We start from the raw sequence: 23,740 nt of genomic DNA, 5'->3' as shown, positions 1-23,740 counted from the left end.
GCAACCCGGGGGTGGGGTCGGTCCGTCCTTGGGACATGAGAAGCCTTGGAACCGCGATCGGCGCGGGTGTGCTGCTGGTCGTGCTCGCCGCCTGCGCAACGTCCACGCCCGTCGGTCCGGGCAACAGCGGACCGACGCTGACCACGTCGGCCGAACCGACCTCGCCCAGCGTCGAGGAGCCGGAGTTCGAGAGCCCCGTGCCGCCGGGCGGCAAGGAAGTGCCCAAGGAACGGATCGACGCGAGCAGCGTCCCCGAGGGCAACCCCACCACCACCTGGACCGAGGGCGACGGCAGCGTGCTCGGCGTCATCGCCCAGGAAGCCGGCTGCGGCAAGGCGAGCGTCGAGATCGCCGAGCAGAACGCCCAGGTGGTGAAGGTGGTGCTGGTCGAGACCACGCCGCTGGACCAGCCGGTCTGCACGATGGACATCCGCTACCCGCCGCTGACCGCGAAGCTCGACGCGCCGCTCGGCGACCGCCAGGTCGTCCTGAGCACCCGGCAGGACCAGAAGTAACCCCTCGGGTGCCCGGTCGGCCTGCCCCCGGTCGGCCGGGCACCGCCCTTGCAACCTCCACGGCGGCGACTACCGTCCTCAAGCTATGAGACACGTCCACGTCGCCGCCGCCGTCCTGGCCCTCGTCGCGCTGGCGGGCTGCACGAGCACCACCGCCAACGCCCCGTTCGGCAGCAGCCAGTCGTCCTCGACCACCGCGACGACCGGGTCCTCGGCTGCCCCGACAACGTTGTCATCCTCAAGCGAGCCCCAGCTCGTGCCCCCGCCACCCCAGACGAGCGCCGCACCGCTGGCGGGTGGCGAGACCGAGGTGCCGTCGGCGCAGGTCGACAGCGGCGCGCTCGGCCACCAGGAACCGGTGTGGACGTCGGCCGACGCCCGCACGGTCCGCATCACGGGCGAAGAGGGCGGCTGCGACCGCGTGCGCGCCGAGGTCACGGCCCAGTCCGGCGACCAGGTGATGATCACGCTGGTCACCACCACGTACCCGGCCGCCGCGTGCACCGCCGACATCCGCCACGTGCCGCTCGACGTCACGCTCGACGCGCCCCTCGGCTCCCGCCGGATCGTCCTGGAGACCCGCCAAGAGACGGCTTGACCTTCACGCGGACGTCAAGCCCTACGGTCGGCCCCATGACGATCTTCACCGGAAAAGCGGTGGTCGTGACGGGTGCCGGCACGGGGATCGGCCGCGCCACGGCACGCGCGTTCGCCGCGCGGGGCGCGTCCGTGCTCGCCGTCGGCCGCACCGCCGCCACGCTCGACGAGACCGCCGCCGACCACCCCGGCGTCCACACCTTCACCGCCGACGTCACCGAGGCGGAACGGGTGGTCGACGCCGCCGTGGCCGCGTTCGGCCGGATCGACGTGCTGGTCAACAACGCCGCCGTCCGGTCCGGCGACGCGATGCTCGAAACGAACCTGTACGCCCCGATCCGCCTGGTCGAAGCCGCGTTGCCGCACCTCAAAACCACCCGCGGCGTCGTGGTGAACGTCAGCACGGCCATCGGTCTGCGCGGCTGGCCACTGCCCGGCGGCGAGCTGTACGCGGCGCTGAAGTCGGCGCTGGAGAGCCTGACCCGAAGCTGGGCCGTGCAGTACGCGCCGCACGGCGTGCGGGTGGTGGCCGTCGCGCCGGGCCCGATCGCGACGCCCATGCACGAGCAACCGGACCGCAGCCCCGAGGAAGCCGCGGCCCTGCGCGAAACCCTGGTCGCGCACGTGCCGCTGCGCCGGGTCGGGCAGCCGGACGAGATCGCGTTCTGGGTGGTCCAGCTCGCCCGCCCGGAAGCCGCGTACACGACCGGCGTGGTGCTGCCCGTGGACGGCGGCGCGCTGGTCGGCTGAGCCGCGCACCAGGTTCGACGGGTGCGGATCGGCGAGTTGGCGCAGGCCACCCACACTTCGACGCGGGCGCTGCGGTTCTACGAGGAGCAGGGCCTGCTCGACTCCGACCGCGCGCCCAACGGCTACCGGCGGTACGGCCCCGGCGCGGTGGCCCGCGTGCGCTCGATCCGCTACCTGCTCGACCACGGCCTCACGCTGGAGGACGTCGCCCACTTCCGGCACTGCCTCGACGGTGACGTGGCGAACGCCGAGCCCGCGCCGGAGCTGGTCGCCGTCGCCGAACGCCGCCTCGCCGTGCTGGACGACCGGATCCGGGCGCTGACCGAGGTGCGCGACCACCTCGCGGCGGGCGTGCGGCGGGCACGGGCGTCCGACCGGGTGAACACCTGAGAAAGTTTCGCGTCAGCGGTTCCGGCCGGCCCGACCGGACCACCAGACTCCGGTGACGTGAGACGACCTCTCGGCCTGCTGCTCGCCGTCGTGCTCGCCGCGTCGGCCGCCACCGCGCTGACCACGTCCGCGTCCGCCGACGTCACCGGCCAGTCCACCGGCCAGTTCTCGGTGCTGACCTACAACGTCGCCGGCCTCCCCGAACCGCTGTCCGGCTCCAACCCGGCGGAGAACACCCCGCTCATCGGCGCGCGGATCCGCGACTACGCCGTGGTGAACGTCCAGGAGGACTTCAACTACCACGCCGCCCTCTACGCCGCCGACAACCACCCGCACCGCACGCCGACCAGCGGGGGAGTGCCGTTCGGCGACGGCCTCAACACCCTCTCCGCCTACCCGTACACCGACTTCACGCGCGTGAAGTGGGACAGGTGCAACGGCACGGACTGCCTGACCCCCAAGGGCTTCTCGTTCGCCCGCCTCCGCCTGACCGAGGGCGTGTACGTCGACCTCTACAACGTGCACGCCAACGCCGGCAGCACGGACGCCGACCTCGCCGCGCGCCGCGCCAACATCACCCAGCTGTCCCAGTACGTCACGCGGAACTCGGCCGGCAACGCGGTGATCATCATGGGCGACACCAACACCCGCTACACCCGGACGGGCGACAACATCCGCGACCTGGTCCACCCGAACGGCCTCACCGACGCCTGGGTCGAGCTGGTCCGGGGCGGTGTCGAACCGGCCGCCGGCGCACCGGCGCTCGTCTGCGACCCGCAGAACGTCACCAGTTCGTGCGAAGTCGTGGACAAGGTCCTCTACCGCGACAACGGGTTCATCGACCTCACCGCCACCACCTACCGCAACGACCACGCGGCGTTCCTCGACGCCGACGGCGAACCGCTGTCCGACCACTACCCGCACGCCGTCGGCTTCACCTGGCGGCTCGCCGACCACCTGCGTCTGAGCGACCCGTTCGGCGGCCCGCACGGCACCCCGTTCACCGACGTCGACACCGTCCACCCCGGCACGACGGTCCGCTCGCTGACCCTCGGCGGAGGCGCACGGCTCGACCGCGTCGGGATCACGCTCGCCGACGGCACCGCCCGCACCCACGGAGGCACCGGCGGCACCCCGACGACGCTCACCCTCCAACCCGGCGAGCACCTGACCGCAGCCACGCTCACCCAGGGGCAACGCGACGGCCGCACCCGTATCTTCTCCGTCCGCATCACGACCGACCTCGGCCGGACCGTCGCCGCGGGCACGCCGACCAGCGACGCGGTCACGTTCACCGCACCCGCCGGCTGGCACATCGCGGGCTTCACAGGCCGGGCCGGCAGCGAGGTCGACAAGCTCGGGGTGATCTACACCCGCGGCTGACCGTCCTTGCGCGCCTCGACCAGGAACCGCTCCGAACTCGTGACGAACGACCCCTCCCTCCCGATGTGCTCGTGCATCGCGACCAACCGCTCCCGGTAGGTCTCGACGGTGAAGTCGGGCACCGCCCACACCACCTTGCGCAGGAAGTGCACGACCGCGCCGACGTCGAAGAACTCCACCCGCAACGACTCCGACCGCAGGTCCACGACCGTCAGCCCGGCCGCTTCCAGCCCGGCCACCGCCCGCTCGGTGCTGCGCTCGTCGCTGACGGGCTGCGGACCCATCATGAAGTCGGTGATCTCCCGCAACGTCCCCATGCCGACCTGCTGCGACAGGTACGTGCCGCCCGGCCGCAGCACCCGGCCGACCTCGTCCCACCGCGTCACGACCGGGTGCCTGCTCACCACCAGGTCGAACGACGCGTCCGGGAACGGCAGCGGCCCGTCGTCCTCGGCGTGCACCACCCGCGCGCCCAGGGGAGCGAGGGTGCGGCGGGCGATCTCCAGGTTCGGCCGCCACGACTCGGTCGCCGCCAGCACGGGCGGCGCCTGCGGGATCTCCGCCAGCACCTCACCGCCGCCGGTCTGGATGTCGAGCGCCGCCTCGGCCCGGGCCATGCGGGCGGCCATGAGCTTCGAGTAGCCCCACGACGGCCGCCCCTCCGTCGCCCGGCCCTCGAACCAGGAGAAGTCCCACCCCTCCACCGGCACGGCCGCGCCCTCGGCCACCAACTCGTCGAACGTCATGCGGCCAAGGTGCTACAGCGGCCCGGAACGTGCGACCGCTTTACCCCGCGAGCCCGTCACTCGGCGGTCGCGAAGGCCGCCACCCCGTCCCACGCCAGCCACAGGTCGGCGTCCACCTGGTCCTCGTCCGCCACGATCACCCCCGTCTCACCGACGTAGAGCCCCAGGTCGCACCGGTGGGCAAGCAACGTCCGCACCATCCACGCGTGCAGGTCCTCCGTCCCGTCCGCGGGCTCGCGGGTGATCTGCCGGAAGAGCGACACGCCGCTCCCGGACGACTCGATCAAGCTCACCTGGTAGAAACGCGACCCCATCGCCACTCACTCCCCGCACCTGGTTGTATACTCTCCGAATTCGGGACGACTATCTCGTACGTACACGATGTGCACAAGTCCCGATCGGGTGATGATCGAGGAGAGCGATGACCAGCCCACACCGCAGTGCCGCCCGCATCCAGATCGGCACCACGCTGCGCCGCATGCGCGAAGAGGCAGGCGTGCCCCGGGAACGCGTGGGCGAAGTGCTGCACTGCACGCTGACCAAGGTCAGCAACATCGAGAACGCCATCAGCGGCATCAAGCAGGCCGAGCTGGAGAAGCTGCTCGACCTCTACGGCGCCGACGACGAGACCCGGGAGGACCTGTTCGCGCTCAACTCCGAAGCGCACCGCCGCCGGCCCAAGAGCAAGATCGGCGGCCCGATCCCGCCCTGGCTGCGCCGCATCCTGGACGTCGAGGCCATCGCGACCGACGCCCTGTACTCCTCGTTCGAACTCGTCCCGGCGGTGCTCCAGACCGAGTACTACGCGCGGGCGCTCATGGTCGGCAGCGGGGTGGGCGGCGAGGTGCTGGAGAAGCACCTGCAACTGCGCCTGGAACGACGGGCGCTGCTGACCGACCGCGAGCCGCCGCTCAAGCTGTGGGCCGTCATCGCCGAACCCGCGCTGCGGGCCAACGTCGGTGGTCGGGAGGTCATGCGCGAGCAGGTCGAGCACATTTTGACCATGACCGAGCGGGAGAACGTCGTGGTGCAGGTGATGCCGCAGGGAGCCGGGGCGCACGCGTTGAGCGGCACTACGCTGACCTTGTTCCGGCTGCCCGTCGGGATGCCGTCGCTGGCCAGCGTCGACGTCCCGTTCGGGGACAACTTCATCGACGGGGTCAAGCAGGTGGAGAAGATCGCCGAGCTGTTCGACCACACCCGTGCGAAGGCGTTGGGGACAGAGGAAAGCCGCGAACTGCTGACCCGGATCGTGAAGGAGACCTGATGGCCCTGAAGCCGCACGAGTGGACGAAGTTCAGCGGTACCGGCTCGAACTGCGTCGAGGTCATGCGCACGGACGACGAGGTGCTCGTCCGCAACAGCAACCGGCCTGAAGAAGTCCCACAGCGCTTCACCTTCAGCGAGTGGGACTTCTTCACGCGCGGCGCCAAGCTCGGCGTGTTCGACCTGTAGGGCTTACTTCCGGAACGAGATCTGGAGGGTCGGGGCGGAGGTCTCGGCGAAGAAGTCGTTGCCCTTGTCGTCCACCACGACGAACGCCGGGAAGTCCTCCACCTCGATCTTCCAGACCGCTTCCATGCCCAGCTCGGGGTACTCCAGCACCTCGACCTTGCGGATGCAGTCCTGGGCCAGCCGGGCCGCGGGGCCGCCGATCGAGCCCAGGTAGAACCCGCCGTGCGTGGCGCACGCGGACGTCACCTGCTTGGACCGGTTGCCCTTGGCCAGCATCACCAGCGACCCGCCGGCCGCCTGGAACTGCTCCACGTAGGAGTCCATCCGGCCGGCCGTCGTCGGCCCGAACGACCCGGAGGCGTAGCCCTCGGGCGTCTTGGCCGGACCGGCGTAGTACACCGGGTGGTCCTTGAGGTACTGCGGCATGGGCTCGCCCGCGTCCAGCCGCTCCTTGATCTTGGCGTGCGCGATGTCGCGCGCCACCACCAGCGGCCCGGTCAGCGACACGCGCGTCTTCACCGGCAGCGCCGACAGCGTCGCGCGGATCTCGGCCATCGGTCGGGTCAGGTCGATCTTCACGACCTCGTCGGGCAGGTCCTCGCCGGTCACGTCGGGCAGGAAGTGCGCCGGGTCGCGTTCCAGCTGCTCCAGGAAGATGCCCTCGGGGGTGATCTTCGCCTTGGCCTGCCGGTCCGCCGAGCAGGACACCGCGATGCCGACCGGGCAGGACGCGCCGTGCCGGGGCAGCCGGATCACGCGCACGTCGTGGCAGAAGTACTTGCCGCCGAACTGCGCGCCGATGCCGAAGTTGCGGGTCAGCTCCAGCACCTGCTGCTCCAGGTCGACGTCCCGGAACGCGTGTCCCGCGGCCGAGCCCTCGGTGGGCAGGCCGTCGAGGTAGCGGGCGGAGGCGAGCTTGGCGACCTTCAGGTTCTGCTCGGCCGACAGGCCGCCGACGACCACGGCCAGGTGGTAGGGCGGGCACGCGGCCGTGCCGAGCGAGCGCAGCTTCTCGTCCAGGAACTTGGCCAGCCGCGAGGGGTTCAGCAGCGCCTTGGTCTCCTGGTACAGGAACGTCTTGTTGGCGGAGCCGCCGCCCTTGGCCATGAACAGGAACTCGTACTTCGGCTCCACGCCCGGCGCGGTGAACAGCTCGATCTGCGCGGGCAGGTTGGTGCCGGTGTTCTTCTCGTCCCAGAACGTGACCGGGGCCATCTGCGAGTACCGGAGGTTCAGCTCCTGGTAAGCCTCGAAGATGCCGCGCGACAACGCCTCCTCGTCGGTGCCGCCGGTCAGCACGGACTCGGTGCGCTTGCCCATCACGATGGCCGTGCCGGTGTCCTGGCACATGGGCAGCACGCCGCCGGCGGAGATGCACGCGTTGCGCAGCAGGTCCATCGCGACGAACCGGTCGTTGCCGCTGGCCTCGGGGTCGTCCACGATCGCGCGCAGCTGGGCCAGGTGCGAGGGGCGCAGCAGGTGCTGGATGTCCCGGATCGCCTCCTTGGCCAGCAGCGTCAGCGCCGCCGGCTCCACCTGGAGGAACGTCCGTCCGGCGGCCTCGACGACCGACACGCCGTCCGGCGTCACGAGCCGGTACTCGGTGTGGTTGTCCTTGGCCAGCGGCAGGACGTCGGTGTACTGGAACGTCGGTCCCAACAGGTTCGACGAGGTCACGTCGCGGGCTCCCTTGCGCGCTTCGGGTTCCGCCGAACTTATACCGACACCGGCGTCAGGTCCCGCCGGGCGTGGTGTGATTCGCGTCGTGGTCGACAGCCTCACCAAGCGCCGGCTCCCCGAAGCCGAACTCGACGCCCTGGTCCGCCGCGTCCTCGGAGTGCCGCTCGCCGCGCACGTCGAGCTGACCGAGGGCATGTTCAACACCGCCTACCGGCTGACGGCGGCGGACGGTCGCGAGACCGTGCTGAAGGTCGCGCCGCCGCCGGACGTGCCGCTGCTCACCCACGAGCGTGACTTGATGCGCACGGAGGCATTGGCGTTCGAGCTGATGGTGGCGCACGGCCTGCCCGTGCCGCGGTTGCTGCTGCACGAGGACGGCTTGCTGATGATGACGGCGCTGCACGGTGAGCCGTGGTCGTCGGCGCGCCCCCGGCTGACCGACGCCGAGCACGGTGCGTTGCGCCGCGAGCTGGGCGTGATCGTCCGCGACCTGCACCGGATCACCGGTGACGTGTTCGGTTACGTGCAGGGACCGAACGGGGCGACGTGGCGCGGGGCGTTCACGGCGATGGTGGACGCGGTGCTGGCCGACGCGGACCGGTTCGGCGTGGAGCTGCCCGACGTGCGGCCGGCGTTCGAGGCCCGCGCGCACCTGCTGGACGAGGTGACCGACCCGGTGCTGGTGCACTTCGACCTGTGGGAGGCGAACATCTTCCTCGCCGGCGGCCCGGACGGACAGTACCGGATCGAGGGGATCATCGACCCGGAACGGGCGATGTTCGGCGACCCGCTGGCCGAGATCGCGACCGTGGCGCTGTTCGCCGACCTGGACGACGACTTCAAGGCCGGGTACGGCGTGCCGGCGTTCAGCGCGGCCGAACAGACCCGGATCGCGCTGTACCGCGCGTACCTGTGCCTCGTGATGATCGTGGAGGGCGTGCCGCGCGGGTACGCGGGCGAGGAGCGCGAAGCGCACGTGCGGTTCTTCCGCGAGAAGCTCGCGGAGTACCTGGGGCTCTGACCGAATGCGGAAGGCCGGGCCGGCCCCCGACCGCCCCGACCTTCCTCGGCGTGCGACGACCTCCGCGTGATGGGGCGGAGGTGTCGCTTGGCTCGTGTAACGCACGACCGTGCCGTGACTGGCGTCACAAGTCAATCCCGCGCAGCGGTGACTTCCCGCTGGGTGGACGCTGTATCGCGTCAGCTCAGCTGGCGTAGGCCCGCAGCTTGGCCGCCCGCTCGCCCTGGCGCAGCTTCGACATGACCTCGCGCTCGATCTGCCGCACCCGCTCCCGCGACAGGCCGAACTGCTTGCCGATCTGGTCCAGGGTGCGCGGCTGGCCGTCCTCCAGGCCGTAGCGCAGCCGGATCACCGCCTGCTCGCGCGGGTCCAGCGTGGCCAGCACCCGGCGCAGGTCGTCCTGGAGCAGGCCGGAGATGACCGCGCTCTCCGCGTCGGTGGCGTCGGAGTCCTCGATGAAGTCGCCCAGCGGGGCGTCCTCCTCGGTGCCGACCGGCATGTCCAGGCTCACCGGGTCGCGCGCGTGGTCGAGCAGGTCGACGACCTTCTCCGGGGTCAGGCCCGACTCCTTGGCCAACTCCTCGTTGGTCGCCTCGCGGCCGAGCTGCTGGTGCAGGTCGCGCTTGATCCGGGCGAGCTTGTTGACCTGCTCCACGAGGTGGACGGGCAGCCGGATCGTGCGACCCTGGTCGGCCATTCCCCGCGTGATCGCCTGGCGGATCCACCAGGTCGCGTAGGTCGAGAACTTGAAGCCCTTGGTGTAGTCGAACTTCTCCACCGCGCGGATCAGACCCAGGTTCCCCTCCTGGATCAGATCGAGCAGCGGCATTCCGCGACCGGTGTATCGCTTCGCCAGCGAAACGACCAACCGCAGATTCGCTTCGAGAAGGTGGTTCTTTGCCACGTGCCCATCCCGGATCAACGCGCGGAGTTCGCGTTGGCGCTCCTCCGGCAGCTCCGGGTGGGTCTCGAGCTTGTGCTGCGCGAAGACGCCCGCCTCGATCCGCTTGGCGAGCTCCACCTCGTCCGCCGCGGTCAGCAGCGCTGTCTTGCCGATCCCGTTCAGGTAGACCCGAACCAGGTCCGCGGCCGGTCCCTGGGCGTCGAGGTCCAACTCGGCGCTCGTGCTGGTCGTCTCGTTCCCGACCTGACGGTCGAGGAGCTTCGGGACGGTCATGGCGCTCCCTCCCCCTTGTGTCGCGGGCTGGCAGTGCGGTCGTGTCGCACACTCCGCGCTGCGCTGCGCGGCCACCTTTCGGTGTCTGTCACTGGGGGAAACGCGAACCGGGTCGAAATGGTTCCCGCTTCCCATGACCAGAAGACGTCACTGCCGTCACAGCGGTTGCGCCGCGAATCCTGAGGATTCCCTGAGAACGATCTAGAGTTCGACCAACACGGTGAACGGACCGTCGTTCGCACTGCGCACGGACATCATCGCGCCGAACCGTCCGGTTTGTACTCGGGCGCCCTTCCGGCGCAGTTCCGAGACCACTTCCCCGACCAACGGCTCGGCGTGCCCGGGTCGTGCGGCGGCCGTCCAGGACGGCCGCCGACCCTTCCGCGTGTCGCCGTAGAGCGTGAACTGACTCACCACGAGCAGGGGCGCGCCGGTCGTGGCGCACGACTCCTCGTCCCGCAGGACGCGCAACTCGTGCAGCTTCCGCGCCATCACGTGCGCCTTGGCCACGTCGTCGTCGACGTGGATGCCGAGCAGGACCAGCAGGCCCGGCTCGGCGATCTCGCCCACCACCTCGTCGTCCACCGTGACCGACGCCTCTGTGACGCGTGCCACAACGGCTCTCACGCGGGCACCACCATGCCGTGCCGGACGAGGTCGCGGACGATCGGGAGGGCCGCCGCGGCCAGCGCGTCGGCGTCCAGGTCGTGCGCGTAGGCCAGCAGCGTGACGAGGTCGGCCAGCGGCAGCGCGCCCCGGAAGCCCGCGAGCAGCTTCGCCGCGGTCTCGTCCAGCTCGTGCTGCCAGCCGGGGCCGTCGACGCGGTGCAGGCGGCGCACGACCGCCTCCCAGCCCTCGTCGGTCGGCGCGGAGACCTCTTCCAGCAGCACGGTCTCCGGCACGGTGAAGCGGGTGGCGAGCAACCGGTCGTTGTCGGTGGCGCGCAGCCAGGCGACCCGGTCCAGCCAGGCGGCGGACTCGGGACCCAGCGGGTCGTCGAAGGCGTGGCGCAGGTCTTCGCACACCACCTCGGCGTGCTCGGCGTCCGTGCGGCGGAGCGTGACGAAGCCGAAGCCGATGCCCTCGACGTCGTTCTCGGCGAACCAGTCCAGCCAGGCGGCGGCCTTGGCCCGGCCCTCGGCGCTGCGCGGGTCCACGCCCGCGTCGCGCAGCCACGTGCCGACGTAGAGGGCGGGGTCGGCGACGTCGCGCTGGACGAACCAGGCGTCCACGCCGCCGCGCGGCAGCCAGGACGACACGCGGTCGGCCCAGTCCTCGCCCCTGCGGTGCAGCCAGGAGGCCAGGAGCTGGCCGACGCCGCCCTCGTTGAGGAACGCCGGCATCTGGCGCACGACCAGGGCGCTGGCGTCGTCGCCGCCCAGGCCGGAGTCGCGGTAGACGTAGTCGACCCGGGGCGGGCCCACCACGAACGGCGGGTTGCACACGACCTGGTCGAACCGACGGCCGCGCAGGGGGCCGAACCACTCGCCCTGGCGCAGCTCGACGTCCACCTCGTTGATCCGGAACGTGCCCGCCGCCAGGGCGAGCGCCCGGTCGGACAGGTCGGTGGCGGTGATGCGCTCCGCGTGCCTGCTCGCGTGCAGGGCTTGGACGCCGCAGCCGGTGCCCAGGTCGAGCAGGGTGCCGACCGGGCGGCGCGACGTGGCGCGGGCGAGGCTGATGGAGGCGTGGCCGACGCCGAGCACGTGGTCGGCGGGCACGGGGCCGCCGCGCTGGTCGGCGTCCTGGTCGGCGATGACCCACCAGGAGCCCTCGTCGTCGCCGTAGGGGCGGATGTCCAGCCCGGCGCGCAGCCCGTCGCCGTCACCGCGCAGCACCTCGGCCTTGACGGCGGTGTCCAGGTCGACGTCCGGGAGGGCCGCGCGGACGGCGGCCTCGGGCTCGGTGTCGCCGAGCAGGAACAGGCGGACCAGGGTGCCGAGCGCGCCCGCGTCGCGGGTGGCCCGGCGGGCGGCCTCGGGCTCGCCGCGGCCGAGGGCGGCGTGCGCCTGCGGCCCGAGCACGTCGACCACCCCGTCCGCGTCGTAGTCGGCGGCGCGGAACGCCTCGCGCAGCCGTGCGGTCAGGTCGGCGGAAAGATCAGGGAGCACGCCGTCATCGTCTCGCGCCCCACCCACCCGCGCCCGACCAGCCCACCCGAACGTCGAACTCGGGGTACCGGAGCGTTCGACACGCGCGTTCCGAACGTAGGACTCACGCGAGAGTCGAACGCTCAGGTCCCGAGAGTCGAACGTTCAGGACCCCCGAATTCAACGTTCAGGCCCGCCACGAACGCGCCGAAAGTGCGAGAAACCTGCGCGCGGTAACCGAGGAACAGGCGGTTCGCCAGCGGCACGGCCCAGCGGCCTCAGCGGGCGACGTTGCGGACGCGGTGGGTCAGGCGGGTGCCGTCGGCGGTCGCCTCCACCTCGTACTCGCCGCGGTACCACCACCCGCCCTGCACGGCGACCGCCCGCTGCGCGCGGTCCACCTCGACCCGGCCGCCCCCGGCGTCGCGGATCGCCGCTTCCACCCGGGCCAGCACGACGTCCGGCGGCGCGGCGACGGTCGCGGTGAGCTCGATCATCGGCTTCGGTCGAACAGTGTTCGTCACTCGAACGATGTTCCGAACGAACGGTGTTCGTGTCAAGTACGGTGTTCGCATGACGCAGGACCCGCCCTGGCTGACGCCGCCCGCCAAGCCGGCCGTCAAGCCGCGCCTGTCCCAGGAGCTGATCGTCCGCACCGGCCTGGACGTGCTGCTCGCCGAGGGCCTCGACGCCGTCAGCATGCGGCGCGTCGCGCAAGCCCTCGGCACGGGCCCGGCGTCGCTCTACGCCCACGTCGCCACCAAGGACGAGCTGGTCGAGCTGATGCTGGACCGCGTCCTGGAGGACGTCCCGCTGCCCGTGCCCGACCCCGACCGCTGGCAGCACCAGGTCAAGGAGCTGCTGGGCGGGCAGGTCGCGGCCATGCAGGCGCACCCCGGCATCGCCCGCGTCGCCTGGCAGGTCATGGTCCCCATCGGCCCGAACGCGCTGCGGCACGGAGAAGCCCTGCTCAGCCTCCTGCGCGCGGGCGGCCTCCCGCTCACCCGAGCCGCCTACGCCGCCGACGCCCTCACCCTCTACACCAAGGCGTTCGCGTTCGAGGGCAGCGCGTGGAGCGCGGTCGACCAAACCGAGATCGCCGACCGCGGCCGGCGGATGGGGGACTACCTGACCTCACTTCCGCCGGGCACGTTCGCCAACATGCTCGCCGTCGGCCCCCTGTTCACCGCCGAGACCGCCGCCGAGCGGTTCGAGTTCGGCCTGGACATGCTGCTCGGCGGACTGGCCGCGCTCACGGCGTGATCGCCAGCGCGATGGCCATCGCCAGCCGCTGCTCCGGGTCGTCCAACGGCAACGACGTCACCGCCGCCATCCGCTGCATCCGGTACCGCAGCGTGTTCGGGTGCACCGACAGCACCCGCGCCGCCTCCCGCGAATCGCCCTGGGCCGCCAACCAGGCCCGCAACGTCACCGCGTACTGCGTGCCGTGCTCGGCGTCGTGCCGCACCAGGTCCGCCACCGGCCCGCGCGACGGCAACCGCCCGGCCTCCGCCACCGCCGCCAACCGCCGCAACAACACCCGCGCCCACGCCCGGTCGTACACGACCGGCTCGCCGCCCGACAGCGCCAGGCACTCGTCGGCCTCCCCGCGTGACGCGGGCAGTGACGCGGCATCCGCCCGACCACCCACCCCGGCCAGCACCACGGCCTCCGCGGGCAGCTCGCGCCCCAGCGCCCGCACCCAGTCCACCGCCGCCGACGGGTCGTCGCCGCACGGCAGCACGGTGTAGAGCACGTTGCCGAACAACGCCGACCGGCCGGGCCGCGACCAGCCGAAACCCGCCGTCGCCCGGGAGAACGCCAGCAGCGCCGCGCCGTGCTCACCCTCGCCGGCGTGCGCCTGCACGGCGATGACCCGCAGGTCGGTCGACGGCAGCCCCAGCCGGGCCAGGTTCGCGGGCAGCCCCGAGTCCAACGCCTCGATCACCAGGTCCGCCTCGGCCTGCCGCTCCAGATCCGCCGACGCCCGCGCCCGCAGCAGGTGCAGCGCCGCCGTCCGCGCCCCGTCCACCAGGGCCGACGCCCGCGCCGCGTCCACCGGCTCGTCCACCTCGACCCAGACCGACCCCAGCAGCTCGCGCCCGGCCCGCACCGCCGCCACCAGTCGCCCGCCGAGCTGGTCGGTCAGCTTCGGCACGAACAGCGGCTCGTCGGACCGCGCCAGGTGGGTGAACACGCCGTAGGCGTCCAGCGCCTGCCACGCCTCCTCCGGCACCCGCCGCCCCAGGATCGTCTGCACCCGCACCGGGTCGACGCCCTGCTGCCGGTAGGAGTAGGCCAGCACCCGCGACTGCTGGTCCTCGATCGTCACCGGCCCGCCGACCACCGCCGCGATCGCGTCCGCCACCGCGAACAGGTCGCCCGAGCCCTGGCCGCCGAGCACGAGGGTCTGCGCGACGTTCGCCAACTGCCCCCACGGCACCGACGGGTCGACCAGCAGCACCGCCGCGCCGGACTTCTTCGCCGCCGCGAGCACCCGCTCGTCCAGCGGCGGGGCGCCGTGCAGCACGACCGCCGCGGCGGCCGTCGTGCCGACCAACCGGGCCGCGGCGGCGGGGGAGGGCACGCCCAACCCGAGCAGCACGTCGTCCGGGGCGGCGGCCGTGTGCTCCGCCGGGTCGTGCAGCGCCACCCCGCGCAGGTCCACGCCCCGGCCCCGGGGCGCGCAGCTCAGGTGCGTGCCGAGGCTCCCCAGCACGTCGACCAGGCGATCAAGGGCGACCACAACGGGATCTTAAGGTCACCGGCACGCCCGCGCGGCGGTCGCGGGGCCCGGCGGAAGCAGCAAGCAAAAACACACCGGGCAGGTATCCGTCCGGCCCACGCGGTGGGACGATGGAGGCATGGTCAGTCCCGAGCGCGACGGCACACCGGTGCTCATCACCGAAGCGGCGCCCTCCTACGAGGAGCAGCACGCCGCGCGCAAGCGCAAGTACGCGATCATGATGGGCGCGCGCATCCCGTGCCTCATCCTGGCGATGGTCTTCTACCAGACGTGGTGGCTGGCCCTGGCGTTGATCGTGCTGTCGGTCCCGCTGCCGTGGATGGCGGTGCTCATCGCGAACGACCGGCCTCCCCGCAAGGCGGAGAAGGCCAGCCGGTTCGTCAAGGAGCACCGCGCGATCGAGTCGCGCCCGCATCACGTCATCGAGGGCTGACCGCTCGGCTGCGCGCCGACCGCGGACACCGCCCGCGCCGCCGCGCGCACCCCGCCGAGCAGCGCGTCCCGGCGTGACGCCCCGGACAGCCACGCCGCCAGCAACCCGGCGTCGAACGCGTCCCCCGCGCCGGTCGAGTCCACGCACTCGACGTCCTCCGCCGGCACGGACACCACGCCGTCCCGGTCGACCCAGCTCGCGCCGTCCGCGCCGGACGTCAGCGCCACCGCGCCCACCACGTCCAGCAGCGCCGCGGCCGACGCGGGCTCGGCGGACCCGGTGAGCGCCACCAGCTCCTCGGTGTTGGGCAGCAGCAGGTCGACGCCCCGGACGTCGTCCAGGAACCCGTCGTAGATCAACGCCGACGACTGCGGGTCGACCGACGTGGTCAGCCCCGCCTCGCGGGCCGCGCGCAGCACCGCCAGCCCGGCCGGCCGCGACGACGCGTCCAGCAGCACGTACCCGGACAGGTGCAGGTGGGAGGCGTCCCGCAGCAGCCCCTGGTCCAGGTCGCCGGGGGAGAAGCGGGCGTTCGCGCCCCGGTCGGGCAGCATGCTGCGCTGACCGGTCTCGTCCACCAGCACGACCACGCAGCACGTCGCCGCCTCGGTGTCCACGGCGAACGCGCATCGCACCCCGGCCGACGTCAGCTCGGCGTGCACCTGCCGCCCCGCCGAGTCCGCGCCGACCCGCGCGACCAGCACCGGCGACGTGCCGCACGCGGCCAGCCACACCGCCGTGTTCGCGCCCGCCCCGCCGGGCTCGATGGTCACCGACGCCCGCGAGTCGCCGCCGTGCACGATCGGCCCGGCGTGCCGGGCCACCACGTCCAGCCCGGCGTCGCCGACGACCACGATCGAAGTCACGACGCGAGCTCCACGGCCACCGCCGCGGCCAGGGAGGCGTTCGACACGACCAGCGCCTCGTTGGCGTCCAGGCTCACCCCGCCGCTGGCGGTGTGGAAGTGCTCCAGCAGCACCGGCGTGACCTCCTTGCCGTGCACGTTCCGCTCCCGCAGCAGCTCCAGGCCCTCCGACAGCAGCCGTTCGTGCAGGTCGGCGTCCATCTCGAACTCGACCGGGATCGGGTTGGCCAGCAGCACGCCCGCCGAACCGGGCACGGTCCGGTGCGCCGCCACCACGGCCGCCGCGTCCCGGGCCGAGTCGACCCGCCACGGCACGCCGAACTCCGACTCGCGCCGGTAGAACGCGGGGAAGCGGTCCGTGCCGAAGCCGATCACCGGCACCGAGCGGGTCTCCAGCAGCTCCAGCGTCGCGCCCATGTCCAGGATCGACTTCACGCCCGAGCACACCACCAGCACCGGCGTCGTGGCCAGCACGTCCAGGTCCGCGGACACGTCCCACGTCTCGCGCGCACCCCGGTGCACGCCGCCCAGGCCGCCGGTGGCGAACACCCCGATGCCCGCGGCCTGCGCGAGCGCGGCCGTGCTCGCGACCGTCGTCGCCCCGTCGCGCTTGAGCGCGTACGCCGCGCCCAGGTCGCGCCGGGACAGCTTCACCAGGTCGTTGGCCGGGTCGCAGACGCGGTCGAGCTCGGCGGGGGTCAACCCGATCTTGGGGACGCCGCCGAGGACGGCGATCGTGGCGGGCACCGCGCCCGCGGCGCGCACCACGCCTTCGAGCCGTTCGGCGACCTCGCGGTTGCGGCCGGGCGGTAGCCCGTGGGACAGGATGGTGCTCTCCAACGCGACCACCGGCCGGTTCTCGGCCAGGGCGGATCGGACCTCGTCGGTGACGCTCGGCGTGCTCACGAGGGGCCATCATCCCAGGTACGCTGTTCGCGTGAGCACGCAGACTCTGCCCGAGGTGGAGACCCGGCCGGAAGGCACGGACCACACCGGGGACGACACCCCGAAGATGTTCCACTACGTGCGCAAGGCCAAGATCGCGGAGAGCGCGGTGATGGGCACGCACGTGGTGGCGTTGTGCGGCGAGGTGTTCCCGGTGACGAAGTCGCCGAAGCCCGGCTCGCCCGTCTGCCCCGAGTGCAAGAAGATCTACGACGGCCTGCCCAAGGGCGGCGGCGAGTAGGACCCGCTAGGAAGGCCCCGGCGTCGACCCGCCGGGGCCCGACCCGTGCCCGCTGACCGGCGTCTCGCGCGTCCGGCGCTCCACCGGCAGCGGCACGGTGTGGTTCGCGTCCGCCGGTGACGGCGCGGTGTGGGGGCGGTCGGCCTTCGGTGTCTGCCTGACCTCGTCGGACCGGATGCGCTCGGCGGCGCGCTCGATCTCCAGCCGCTGCCACCGCCGGCGCTGCCGCCGCGTCATCCGCGCCGGCCACATCTCCTGCAACGCGCTGTTGAAGTAGGCGCCCAATGTGATCGCCAGCCCGATCAGGTAGGCGAACAGCAGGAACGCGATCGGCGTCGCCAGCGCCCCGTACGTGTACCCGGTGGTCGTGATCCACCGGATGTAGAGCCGCAGCCCGATGGACGACAGCAGGAACACCGCCATCGCCAGCACGGCGCCCGGCACGAGCCGGTGCCACGGCAGCTTGTTCGGCAGCGACAGCTTGTAGAGCGTCGCCAGGGCCAGCACCAGCAGCACCGCCATGCCCGGGTAGTAGAACGCGCTCAGCCACGACTCGATCGTCGGCTGCCACGAGTCCGGGAACACCTGCGGCAGCAGGTCCGGGCCCAGCGCCACCACCGGCAGGCCGATGATCAGCAGCACCAGGCTGGCCATGTAGAGCAGCAGCGCGAAGATCCGCTGCCACACCTCGTTGCGCACGCCGTACTGGTCGTGCGCGGCGGTGATCGCGTCCACGAACGACGACATCGCCGACGACCCGGCCCACAGCGAGATCAGGAAGCCGACCGAGACGATCTCGCCCTTGCCGGTGGTGAGGATCTGGTCGACGGTGGGCACGATCACCCCGTTGACCACGTCCTGGCTGAAGATCGTCCGGCACGTCGCGATGATCCGGTCCTTGACCGCGCTGACGACCTCGGGCCCGAACCAGTCGCCGAGGTACCCGAGGCTGCCCAGCAGCCCGAGCAGCAGCGGGGGGAACGACAGGACCTGCCAGAACGCCGCCTCGGCCGCCTCGGAGAAGATGCTGCCGTCCCACGCCTTCGACAGCGTGCGCGCCAACAGGCGCAGGGGTCCCTTGCGACCCGCGCTGCGTGCTGTGTCGTCCCTCGGCGAACCCATCGCAACATCAAGCATGGTGCATGCCGGGTGATTTCGCGGCATCGGAGACCGTGCGGCGCGCCCGCAGCGGGTAGGCTGTCGATGCCCTCGACGGTCACCCGCACCGAGGGCATTTGCGTGTCCACCACCGCAACACCGCCGCACCGGCACCGCGGCACGGCCGCTGATCAGCGCAGAAAGGGTTCGAGGTTGTCGCAACCGCAAGTCGCCACGACCCGTCCCCTCCGCGCCTGGCAGCGCCGCGCGCTGACCAAGTACCTGGCCGCCAAGCCCAAGGACTTCCTGGCCGTCGCGACGCCCGGCGCGGGCAAGACGACGTTCGGCCTGCGCGTCGCGGCCGAGCTGCTGGCCGATCGCACGATCGAGGCCGTCACGATCGTCACGCCCACCGAGCACCTCAAGCACCAGTGGGCCAAGGCCGCGGCCGAGGCGGGCATCGCGATCGACTCGAACTTCCGCAACACCAACGCGATGACCTCCCGCGACTACCACGGCGTCGCGCTGACGTACGCCCAGGTCGCCGCGCACCCGATGCTGCACCGGGTGCGCACGGAGAACCGCAAGACGCTCGTGCTGCTCGACGAGATCCACCACGGCGGCGACGCCAAGTCGTGGGGTGACGCGATCCGCGAGGCGTTCACGCCCGCCGTGCGGCGGCTGTGCCTGACCGGAACCCCGTTCCGGTCGGACGACTCGCCGATCCCGTTCGTGAGCTACGAGCCGGGACCGGACGGCGTGCAGCGCAGCCGCGCGGACCACTCCTACGGCTACTCCGACGCGCTGCGCGACGGCGTCGTCCGGCCGGTGATCTTCCTCGCCTACTCGGGTGAGGCGCAGTGGCGCACCAGCGCGGGCGAGGAGTTCTCCGCCCGGCTCGGCGAGCCGCTGACCCAGGAGCAGACGGCGCGGGCGTGGCGGGTGGCGCTGGACCCGACCGGCGAGTGGATGCCGTCGGTGCTCAAGGCCGCCGACATGCGCCTGACGCAGCTGCGCGAGGGCGGCATGCCGGACGCGGGCGGCCTGGTGATCGCCACCGACCAGACCGTGGCCAGGGCCTACGCCGAGATCCTGAAGCGCAATACGGGCCACGACGCGACCCTGGTGCTCTCCGACGACCCGAAGGCGTCCGGCCGGATCGCCGAGTTCTCCGCCTCGACCGACCGCTGGCTGATCGCGGTCCGGATGGTGTCGGAGGGCGTCGACGTGCCGCGGCTGGCCGTCGGCGTCTACGCGACCAGCGCCTCGACGCCCCTGTTCTTCGCCCAGGCCGTGGGCCGGTTCGTGCGCGCCCGCGCCAAGGGCGAGACGGCCAGCGTGTTCCTGCCCAGCGTGCCGGTCCTGCTGGGGCTGGCCAGCGAGCTGGAGCAGCAGCGCGACCACGTGCTGGGCAAGCCGCACCGGGAGAAGGACGGCTGGGACGACGAGCTGCTGTCCCAGGCCAACCAGGTCAAGGACGAGCCGGGCGAGGAGGAGAGGGCGTTCACCGCGCTGGGCGCCTCCGCCGAGCTCGACCAGGTGATCTACGACGGCTCGTCGTTCGGCACGGCCGCGTTCGCGGGCAGCGACGAGGAGCAGGAGTACCTGGGCCTGCCCGGCCTGCTGGAGCCCGACCAGGTGCGCGCGCTGCTGCGGCAGCGCCAGGAGAAGCAGCTGGTCGAGGCCAGCAAGCGCCAGGTCGCCGCGCCCGCCCCGCCGCCCGCGCCGACGCGCACCGCGAGCGTGCAGGAGCGGCTGGCGCAGCTGCGCAAGGAGCTCAACACGCTCGTGGCCATGCACCACCACCGCACGAAGAAGCCGCACGGCAAGATCCACAACCAGCTGCGCGAGTACTGCGGGGGCCCGCCGACCGCCATGGCGAGCATCGAACAGCTCGAGGAGCGGATCGCCACGCTGCGCTCGTGGTGACCTTTGTTGTGACCTGAGGTAACCGACTACTGCATTAGGAGTAGTCAGATGTCCGTTCGGTTACCTGCCCGTTAGCGCATCGTGCCTACTTTACCGGTCAAGTGTGCTTCCGGTCACCGCCTGTCCCGGCATACGTTGTGCGCCACAACATTTACGCTCCTGCGTGAAAGGGATGGCGGATGCGCAGCAAGAGCCTCGCTCTCATCGCCGTTGGCACCGGCCTCGCCGTTGCCATGACGGCATGTGGCGCCAACACGTCCGGCGGCAACTCACCCGCCTCGGACACCAACACGAACAGCGGCTCGGGCGGCGCGAAGGTCGGCGTCATCCTCCCCGAGACCGCCAGCTCCGCGCGCTGGGAGGGCTTCGACAAGCCGCTCCTGAAGAAGGCGCTGGAGGCCGAGGGCCTCCAGGCGGACATCCAGAACGCCCAGGGCGACGTCCAGAAGTTCTCGACGCTCGCCGACGGCATGATCAACGCCGGCGTCAAGGTGCTGATCATCGCCACGCCGAACAGCGAGATCGGCGCGACGGTCGCGAAGAAGGCCGAGGCGCAGGGCATCCCGGTCATCGACTACGACCGGCTGAACCTGGGCGGCAGCTCGAAGTACTACGTCTCGTTCGACAACGAGAAGGTCGGCGAGCTCCAGGGCCAGGGCCTCGTCGAGGGCCTCGCCGCGCTCGCGCCGGGCAAGAAGCCGGCCGAGATCATCGAGATCGAGGGCGCGCCGACGGACAACAACGCGACGCTGTTCTACAACGGCCAGCAGAAGGTCCTCAAGCCGAAGTACGAGGCCGGCGACCTGAAGCTCGTCCAGTCGAAGCCGATCGACAAGTGGGACAACCAGGTCGGTGGCACCACCTTCGAGCAGATCCTGACCGGCAACGGCCAGAAGGTGGACGGCGTCGTCGCCGCCAACGACGGCCTCGCGGGCGCGATCATCACCGTGCTCAAGAAGTACGGCCTGAACGGCAAGGTCCCGGTCACGGGCCAGGACGCCACCCCGGAGGGCCTGCAGGCCATCCTGCGCGGCGACCAGTTCATGACCGTGTTCAAGCCGATCAACGAGCAGGCCGAGGCCACCGCCAAGCTGGCCTCCGCGCTGGCCAAGGGCGACACGGCCGCCGCCGACAAGATGGCGACCGGCGTCACCAAGGACACCACCGGCAACCGCGACGTCAAGTCGGTCCTGCTGCCCGCGCAGCTGATCACCAAGGACAAGGTCAAGACGGTCGTGGACGCGGGCTTCGTCAAGGCGACGGAGATCTGCGGCGGCGACCTGGCCGCCGTCTGCACCGAGCTCGGCATCAAGTAAGTCAAGGCTCGCGCCGGGGCGGGGTGTGGGAGACGCACCCCGCCTCGGCGCGCCCACCCACGTGTGGGGCTGCACCCGAGAACGGGTTGGACCCCTTCAGACGGGTTAGACGGAGGAATTTCCAGTGAGCGAGCCGATCCTCGAGCTGCGCGGCATCAACAAGAGCTTCGGTCCCGTGCACGTCCTGCACGACATCGACTTCGACGTGCACCCCGGCCAGGTCACCGCCCTCGTCGGCGACAACGGCGCGGGCAAGTCGACGTTGGTCAAGTGCATCGCGGGCATCCACCCCACCGACTCCGGCCAGGTCCTGTTCAACGGCGAGGAAGTCCACATCAACGGCCCGCGTGACGCCGCGCACCTGGGCATCGAGGTCGTCTACCAGGACCTCGCGCTGTGCGACAACCTCGACATCGTGCAGAACATGTTCCTCGGCCGTGAGCGCGGCAAGCTGGGCATGCTCGACGAGGCGGACATGGAGCAGGCCGCCCGCAAGACGCTGACCTCGCTGTCGGTCCGCACGGTCAAGTCGGTGCGCACGCAGGTCGCGTCGCTGTCCGGCGGTCAGCGGCAGACCGTGGCCATCGCCAAGGCCGTGCTGTGGAACAGCAAGGTCGTGCTGCTGGACGAGCCGACCGCGGCGCTGGGCGTCGCCCAGACCCGCCAGGTCCTCGACCTGGTGCGCCGGCTGGCCGAGCAGGGCCTGGGCGTCGTGCTGATCAGCCACAACATGAACGACGTGTTCGAGGTCGCGGACCGCATCGCCTGTCTGTACCTGGGCCGGATGGCGGCCGAGGTCAACACCAAGGACGTCACCCACGGCCAGGTGGTCGAGCTGATCACCGCCGGCCGCTCCGGCGACCTGGGCATCGCCCGACCCGAATCCGCGACCATCTGATGCCGCCGCGCAAGGCACCCACGACGAGGAACGCAGCATGACCAACACCACCAGCGAGACGTCCCCGGACGCCCCTCAGGGCGCGATCTCCGACTTCGGCATCGACACCACGTCCCAGTCCACCGGCGAGGCGGTGCGCGACTACACGGCCCGGCTGCGTGGCGGCGAACTCGGCTCCCTGCCCGCGCTGCTCGGCGTGGTCGTGCTGCTGATCGTGTTCAGCTCGCTCGCCGACACCTTCCTCACCCTGGGCAACATCGCCAACCTCCTCGCGCAGGGCGCGAGCGTCGTGATCATCGCCATGGGGCTGGTGTTCGTCCTGCTCCTGGGCGAGATCGACCTGTCCGCGGGCACCGCCTCCGGCGTCACCGCCTCGGTGATGGCGCTGCACCTGATCAACGGCGGCAACCTGCTCGGCGGCATGGGCGACACCGTCTTCTACCTCTTCTGCGGACTGCTGGCGCTGGCCGCCGTGCTGGCCGGGCTCATGCGCATCTGGGCGGGCGTCGCCCTGTCGGTGATCGCGCTGGTCATCGCGCTGGTCGGGGTGCCCGCCAACCCGTGGGTCGAGATGCTGCTGGCAGTCTGCGTCGGCACCGCGATCGGCTGCATCACCGGCTTCCTGGTCGCCCGCGTCGGCATCCCCTCGTTCGTCGTGACCCTCGCGCTGTTCCTGGCCTGGGGCGGCGTGATCCTCCAGTTCATCGGCGAGGGCGGCACGCTCGGCCTGCGCGACGACGTGATCTTCAACGTCGCCAACGGCAACCTGAGCACCGCGGGCTCGTGGGCGCTGTTCGTCATCGCCGCCGGCGGCTACGGGGCGGTCGTGCTCGGCCGCCACTTCAGCAGGCTGCGCCGCGGCCTGGTCGCGTCGCCCACCCCGATCGTGCTGGTCAAGGTCGGCGTGGTGCTCGTGCTGGGCGCGGTGGCCACCTACGCCTTGACGCTCAACCGCTCCAAGAGCGACCTCGTGGTGATCACCGGCGTGCCGTTCGTGGTGCCGATCGTGCTCGTCCTGCTGGTCATCGGCACGTTCGTGCTCGAACGCACCCGCTACGGCCGGCACGTCTACGCCGTCGGCGGCAACCAGGAAGCCGCTCGCCGCGCCGGCATCAACGTGGCGCAGATCCGGATGAGCGTGTTCGTGATCGCCTCCTCGATGGCGGCCATCGGCGCGATCGTCTACTCGTCGAAGGTCGGCTCGGTCGACCCGAACGCCGGTGGCGGCAACACGCTGCTGATGGCGGTCGGCGCGGCCGTGATCGGCGGCACGTCGCTGTTCGGCGGCAAGGGCAAGCTGCGCGACGCGGTCATCGGTGGCGCGGTGCTCGCGATCATCCAGAACGGCATGGGCCTGCTCGACCAGCCCGCCGCCGTGGTGTTCATCGTCACCGGCCTCGTGCTGCTCCTGGCCGCGAGTGTCGACGCGCTGTCCCGCCGCCGGGCGGCGTCCACCGTCCGCTGA

The 23,740-nt window shown here is 71.6% G+C and carries 26 protein-coding genes; 15 read left to right on the top strand and 11 right to left on the bottom strand.

Features of this window, described 5'->3' with window-relative positions:
• Positions 1-35: 35 nt before the first annotated feature.
• The 5 genes from ACIQMJ_RS23295 (at position 36) to ACIQMJ_RS23275 (ending at position 3,635) form a co-directional block, all read left to right on the top strand.
• The gene (locus ACIQMJ_RS23295) at positions 36-515 is read left to right on the top strand and encodes a hypothetical protein (RefSeq protein WP_499763118.1); all 480 of its coding nucleotides are present in this window, start codon (positions 36-38) and stop codon (positions 513-515) included.
• A gap of 85 nt (positions 516-600) precedes the next feature.
• A complete protein-coding gene (locus tag ACIQMJ_RS23290) occupies positions 601-1,113 on the top strand; it encodes a hypothetical protein (RefSeq protein ID WP_499763117.1) in 513 nt (170 codons plus the stop codon).
• Between the two features lie 35 nt (positions 1,114-1,148).
• Positions 1,149-1,862: an SDR family NAD(P)-dependent oxidoreductase gene (locus ACIQMJ_RS23285; RefSeq protein ID WP_499763116.1), complete on the top strand. Its 714-nt coding sequence runs from the start codon at positions 1,149-1,151 to the stop codon at positions 1,860-1,862.
• A gap of 21 nt (positions 1,863-1,883) precedes the next feature.
• Complete coding sequence (locus ACIQMJ_RS23280; RefSeq protein ID WP_499763115.1) at positions 1,884-2,252, top strand: MerR family transcriptional regulator; 369 nt, start codon at positions 1,884-1,886, stop codon at positions 2,250-2,252.
• Between the two features lie 57 nt (positions 2,253-2,309).
• Complete coding sequence (locus tag ACIQMJ_RS23275) at positions 2,310-3,635, top strand: jacalin-like lectin (protein WP_499763114.1); 1,326 nt, start codon at positions 2,310-2,312, stop codon at positions 3,633-3,635.
• Here ACIQMJ_RS23275 and ACIQMJ_RS23270 read toward each other — a convergent pair.
• Positions 3,620-4,381, bottom strand: coding sequence for a class I SAM-dependent methyltransferase (locus ACIQMJ_RS23270; RefSeq protein WP_499763113.1), 762 nt, complete (start codon positions 4,379-4,381; stop codon positions 3,620-3,622). The two genes, ACIQMJ_RS23275 and ACIQMJ_RS23270, sit on opposite strands and share 16 nt — an antisense overlap.
• Positions 4,382-4,437: 56 nt before the next feature.
• Positions 4,438-4,695: a hypothetical protein gene (locus tag ACIQMJ_RS23265; protein WP_499763112.1), complete on the bottom strand. Its 258-nt coding sequence runs from the start codon at positions 4,693-4,695 to the stop codon at positions 4,438-4,440.
• 107 nt (positions 4,696-4,802) lie between these two features.
• Between ACIQMJ_RS23265 and ACIQMJ_RS23260 the strand changes: the two genes are divergently transcribed.
• Positions 4,803-5,648 (top strand): helix-turn-helix domain-containing protein, encoded by an 846-nt coding sequence (locus tag ACIQMJ_RS23260; protein WP_499763111.1) that lies wholly within the window; start codon positions 4,803-4,805, stop codon positions 5,646-5,648.
• A complete protein-coding gene (locus tag ACIQMJ_RS23255; protein ID WP_499763110.1) occupies positions 5,648-5,836 on the top strand; it encodes a DUF397 domain-containing protein in 189 nt (62 codons plus the stop codon). Before ACIQMJ_RS23260 ends, ACIQMJ_RS23255 begins: the two co-directional genes overlap by 1 nt.
• A gap of 3 nt (positions 5,837-5,839) precedes the next feature.
• On the opposite strand, the gene ACIQMJ_RS23250 is transcribed toward ACIQMJ_RS23255, so the two are convergent.
• A complete protein-coding gene (locus tag ACIQMJ_RS23250) occupies positions 5,840-7,498 on the bottom strand; it encodes a fumarate hydratase (RefSeq protein WP_499763607.1) in 1,659 nt (552 codons plus the stop codon).
• A gap of 103 nt (positions 7,499-7,601) precedes the next feature.
• On the opposite strand from ACIQMJ_RS23250, the gene ACIQMJ_RS23245 reads away from it, so the two are divergent.
• A complete protein-coding gene (locus ACIQMJ_RS23245) occupies positions 7,602-8,537 on the top strand; it encodes a phosphotransferase family protein (RefSeq protein ID WP_499763109.1) in 936 nt (311 codons plus the stop codon).
• 184 nt (positions 8,538-8,721) lie between these two features.
• Here the strand turns inward: ACIQMJ_RS23245 and ACIQMJ_RS23240 are convergent, their stop codons facing one another.
• From ACIQMJ_RS23240 to ACIQMJ_RS23225, 4 genes are all read right to left on the bottom strand, one after another.
• Positions 8,722-9,714, bottom strand: coding sequence for a sigma-70 family RNA polymerase sigma factor (locus tag ACIQMJ_RS23240; RefSeq protein WP_499763108.1), 993 nt, complete (start codon positions 9,712-9,714; stop codon positions 8,722-8,724).
• A 201-nt stretch (positions 9,715-9,915) separates the two neighbouring features.
• Entirely contained in the window at positions 9,916-10,341 is a 426-nt protein-coding gene (dtd, locus tag ACIQMJ_RS23235) for a D-aminoacyl-tRNA deacylase (protein ID WP_499763107.1), read from the bottom strand.
• Positions 10,338-11,825: a DUF7782 domain-containing protein gene (locus tag ACIQMJ_RS23230; RefSeq protein ID WP_499763106.1), complete on the bottom strand. Its 1,488-nt coding sequence runs from the start codon at positions 11,823-11,825 to the stop codon at positions 10,338-10,340. Before ACIQMJ_RS23230 ends, dtd begins: the two co-directional genes overlap by 4 nt.
• A gap of 257 nt (positions 11,826-12,082) precedes the next feature.
• Positions 12,083-12,328 carry a hypothetical protein gene (locus ACIQMJ_RS23225; RefSeq protein ID WP_499763105.1) on the bottom strand — a complete coding sequence of 82 codons (246 nt, stop codon included), beginning with the start codon at positions 12,326-12,328 and terminating at the stop codon, positions 12,083-12,085.
• Positions 12,329-12,377: 49 nt separating this feature from the next.
• Here ACIQMJ_RS23225 and ACIQMJ_RS23220 point away from each other — a divergent pair, with 49 nt between their 5' ends.
• Entirely contained in the window at positions 12,378-13,067 is a 690-nt protein-coding gene (locus ACIQMJ_RS23220) for a TetR/AcrR family transcriptional regulator C-terminal domain-containing protein (protein WP_499763104.1), read from the top strand.
• On the opposite strand, the gene ACIQMJ_RS23215 is transcribed toward ACIQMJ_RS23220, so the two are convergent.
• The gene (locus ACIQMJ_RS23215; RefSeq protein WP_499763103.1) at positions 13,057-14,550 is read right to left on the bottom strand and encodes a PucR family transcriptional regulator; all 1,494 of its coding nucleotides are present in this window, start codon (positions 14,548-14,550) and stop codon (positions 13,057-13,059) included. The genes ACIQMJ_RS23220 and ACIQMJ_RS23215 overlap by 11 nt on opposite strands.
• A gap of 118 nt (positions 14,551-14,668) precedes the next feature.
• Here ACIQMJ_RS23215 and ACIQMJ_RS23210 point away from each other — a divergent pair, with 118 nt between their 5' ends.
• Complete coding sequence (locus ACIQMJ_RS23210) at positions 14,669-14,983, top strand: DUF3099 domain-containing protein (protein WP_073895278.1); 315 nt, start codon at positions 14,669-14,671, stop codon at positions 14,981-14,983.
• Here ACIQMJ_RS23210 and ACIQMJ_RS23205 read toward each other — a convergent pair.
• Positions 14,965-15,849 (bottom strand): carbohydrate kinase family protein, encoded by an 885-nt coding sequence (locus ACIQMJ_RS23205; protein WP_499763102.1) that lies wholly within the window; start codon positions 15,847-15,849, stop codon positions 14,965-14,967. The genes ACIQMJ_RS23210 and ACIQMJ_RS23205 overlap by 19 nt on opposite strands.
• The gene (locus ACIQMJ_RS23200) at positions 15,846-16,754 is read right to left on the bottom strand and encodes a pseudouridine-5'-phosphate glycosidase (RefSeq protein ID WP_499763101.1); all 909 of its coding nucleotides are present in this window, start codon (positions 16,752-16,754) and stop codon (positions 15,846-15,848) included. Before ACIQMJ_RS23200 ends, ACIQMJ_RS23205 begins: the two co-directional genes overlap by 4 nt.
• Positions 16,755-16,785: 31 nt before the next feature.
• On the opposite strand from ACIQMJ_RS23200, the gene ACIQMJ_RS23195 reads away from it, so the two are divergent.
• Entirely contained in the window at positions 16,786-17,034 is a 249-nt protein-coding gene (locus tag ACIQMJ_RS23195; protein ID WP_141978007.1) for a DUF3039 domain-containing protein, read from the top strand.
• A gap of 6 nt (positions 17,035-17,040) precedes the next feature.
• Here the strand turns inward: ACIQMJ_RS23195 and ACIQMJ_RS23190 are convergent, their stop codons facing one another.
• Complete coding sequence (locus ACIQMJ_RS23190; RefSeq protein WP_499763100.1) at positions 17,041-18,171, bottom strand: YihY/virulence factor BrkB family protein; 1,131 nt, start codon at positions 18,169-18,171, stop codon at positions 17,041-17,043.
• 174 nt (positions 18,172-18,345) lie between these two features.
• Between ACIQMJ_RS23190 and ACIQMJ_RS23185 the strand changes: the two genes are divergently transcribed.
• The 4 genes from ACIQMJ_RS23185 (at position 18,346) to ACIQMJ_RS23170 (ending at position 23,740) form a co-directional block, all read left to right on the top strand.
• Positions 18,346-20,061 (top strand): DEAD/DEAH box helicase, encoded by a 1,716-nt coding sequence (locus ACIQMJ_RS23185; RefSeq protein WP_499763099.1) that lies wholly within the window; start codon positions 18,346-18,348, stop codon positions 20,059-20,061.
• A 179-nt stretch (positions 20,062-20,240) separates the two neighbouring features.
• Positions 20,241-21,377, top strand: a complete 1,137-nt coding sequence (locus ACIQMJ_RS23180; RefSeq protein ID WP_499763098.1) for a sugar ABC transporter substrate-binding protein — start codon at positions 20,241-20,243, stop codon at positions 21,375-21,377.
• Between the two features lie 124 nt (positions 21,378-21,501).
• On the top strand, positions 21,502-22,275 hold the full coding sequence (locus tag ACIQMJ_RS23175) for an ATP-binding cassette domain-containing protein (RefSeq protein WP_499763097.1): 774 nt from the start codon (positions 21,502-21,504) through the stop codon (positions 22,273-22,275).
• A gap of 37 nt (positions 22,276-22,312) precedes the next feature.
• Positions 22,313-23,740, top strand: coding sequence for a sugar ABC transporter permease (locus ACIQMJ_RS23170; RefSeq protein WP_499763096.1), 1,428 nt, complete (start codon positions 22,313-22,315; stop codon positions 23,738-23,740).

This window comes from Actinosynnema sp. NPDC091369, assembly GCF_044757065.1.
Classification (GTDB): domain Bacteria; phylum Actinomycetota; class Actinomycetes; order Mycobacteriales; family Pseudonocardiaceae; genus Actinosynnema.
The sequence above is the reverse complement of the archived record's forward strand: the minus strand, read 5'-3'. Positions and strand labels throughout refer to the sequence as shown.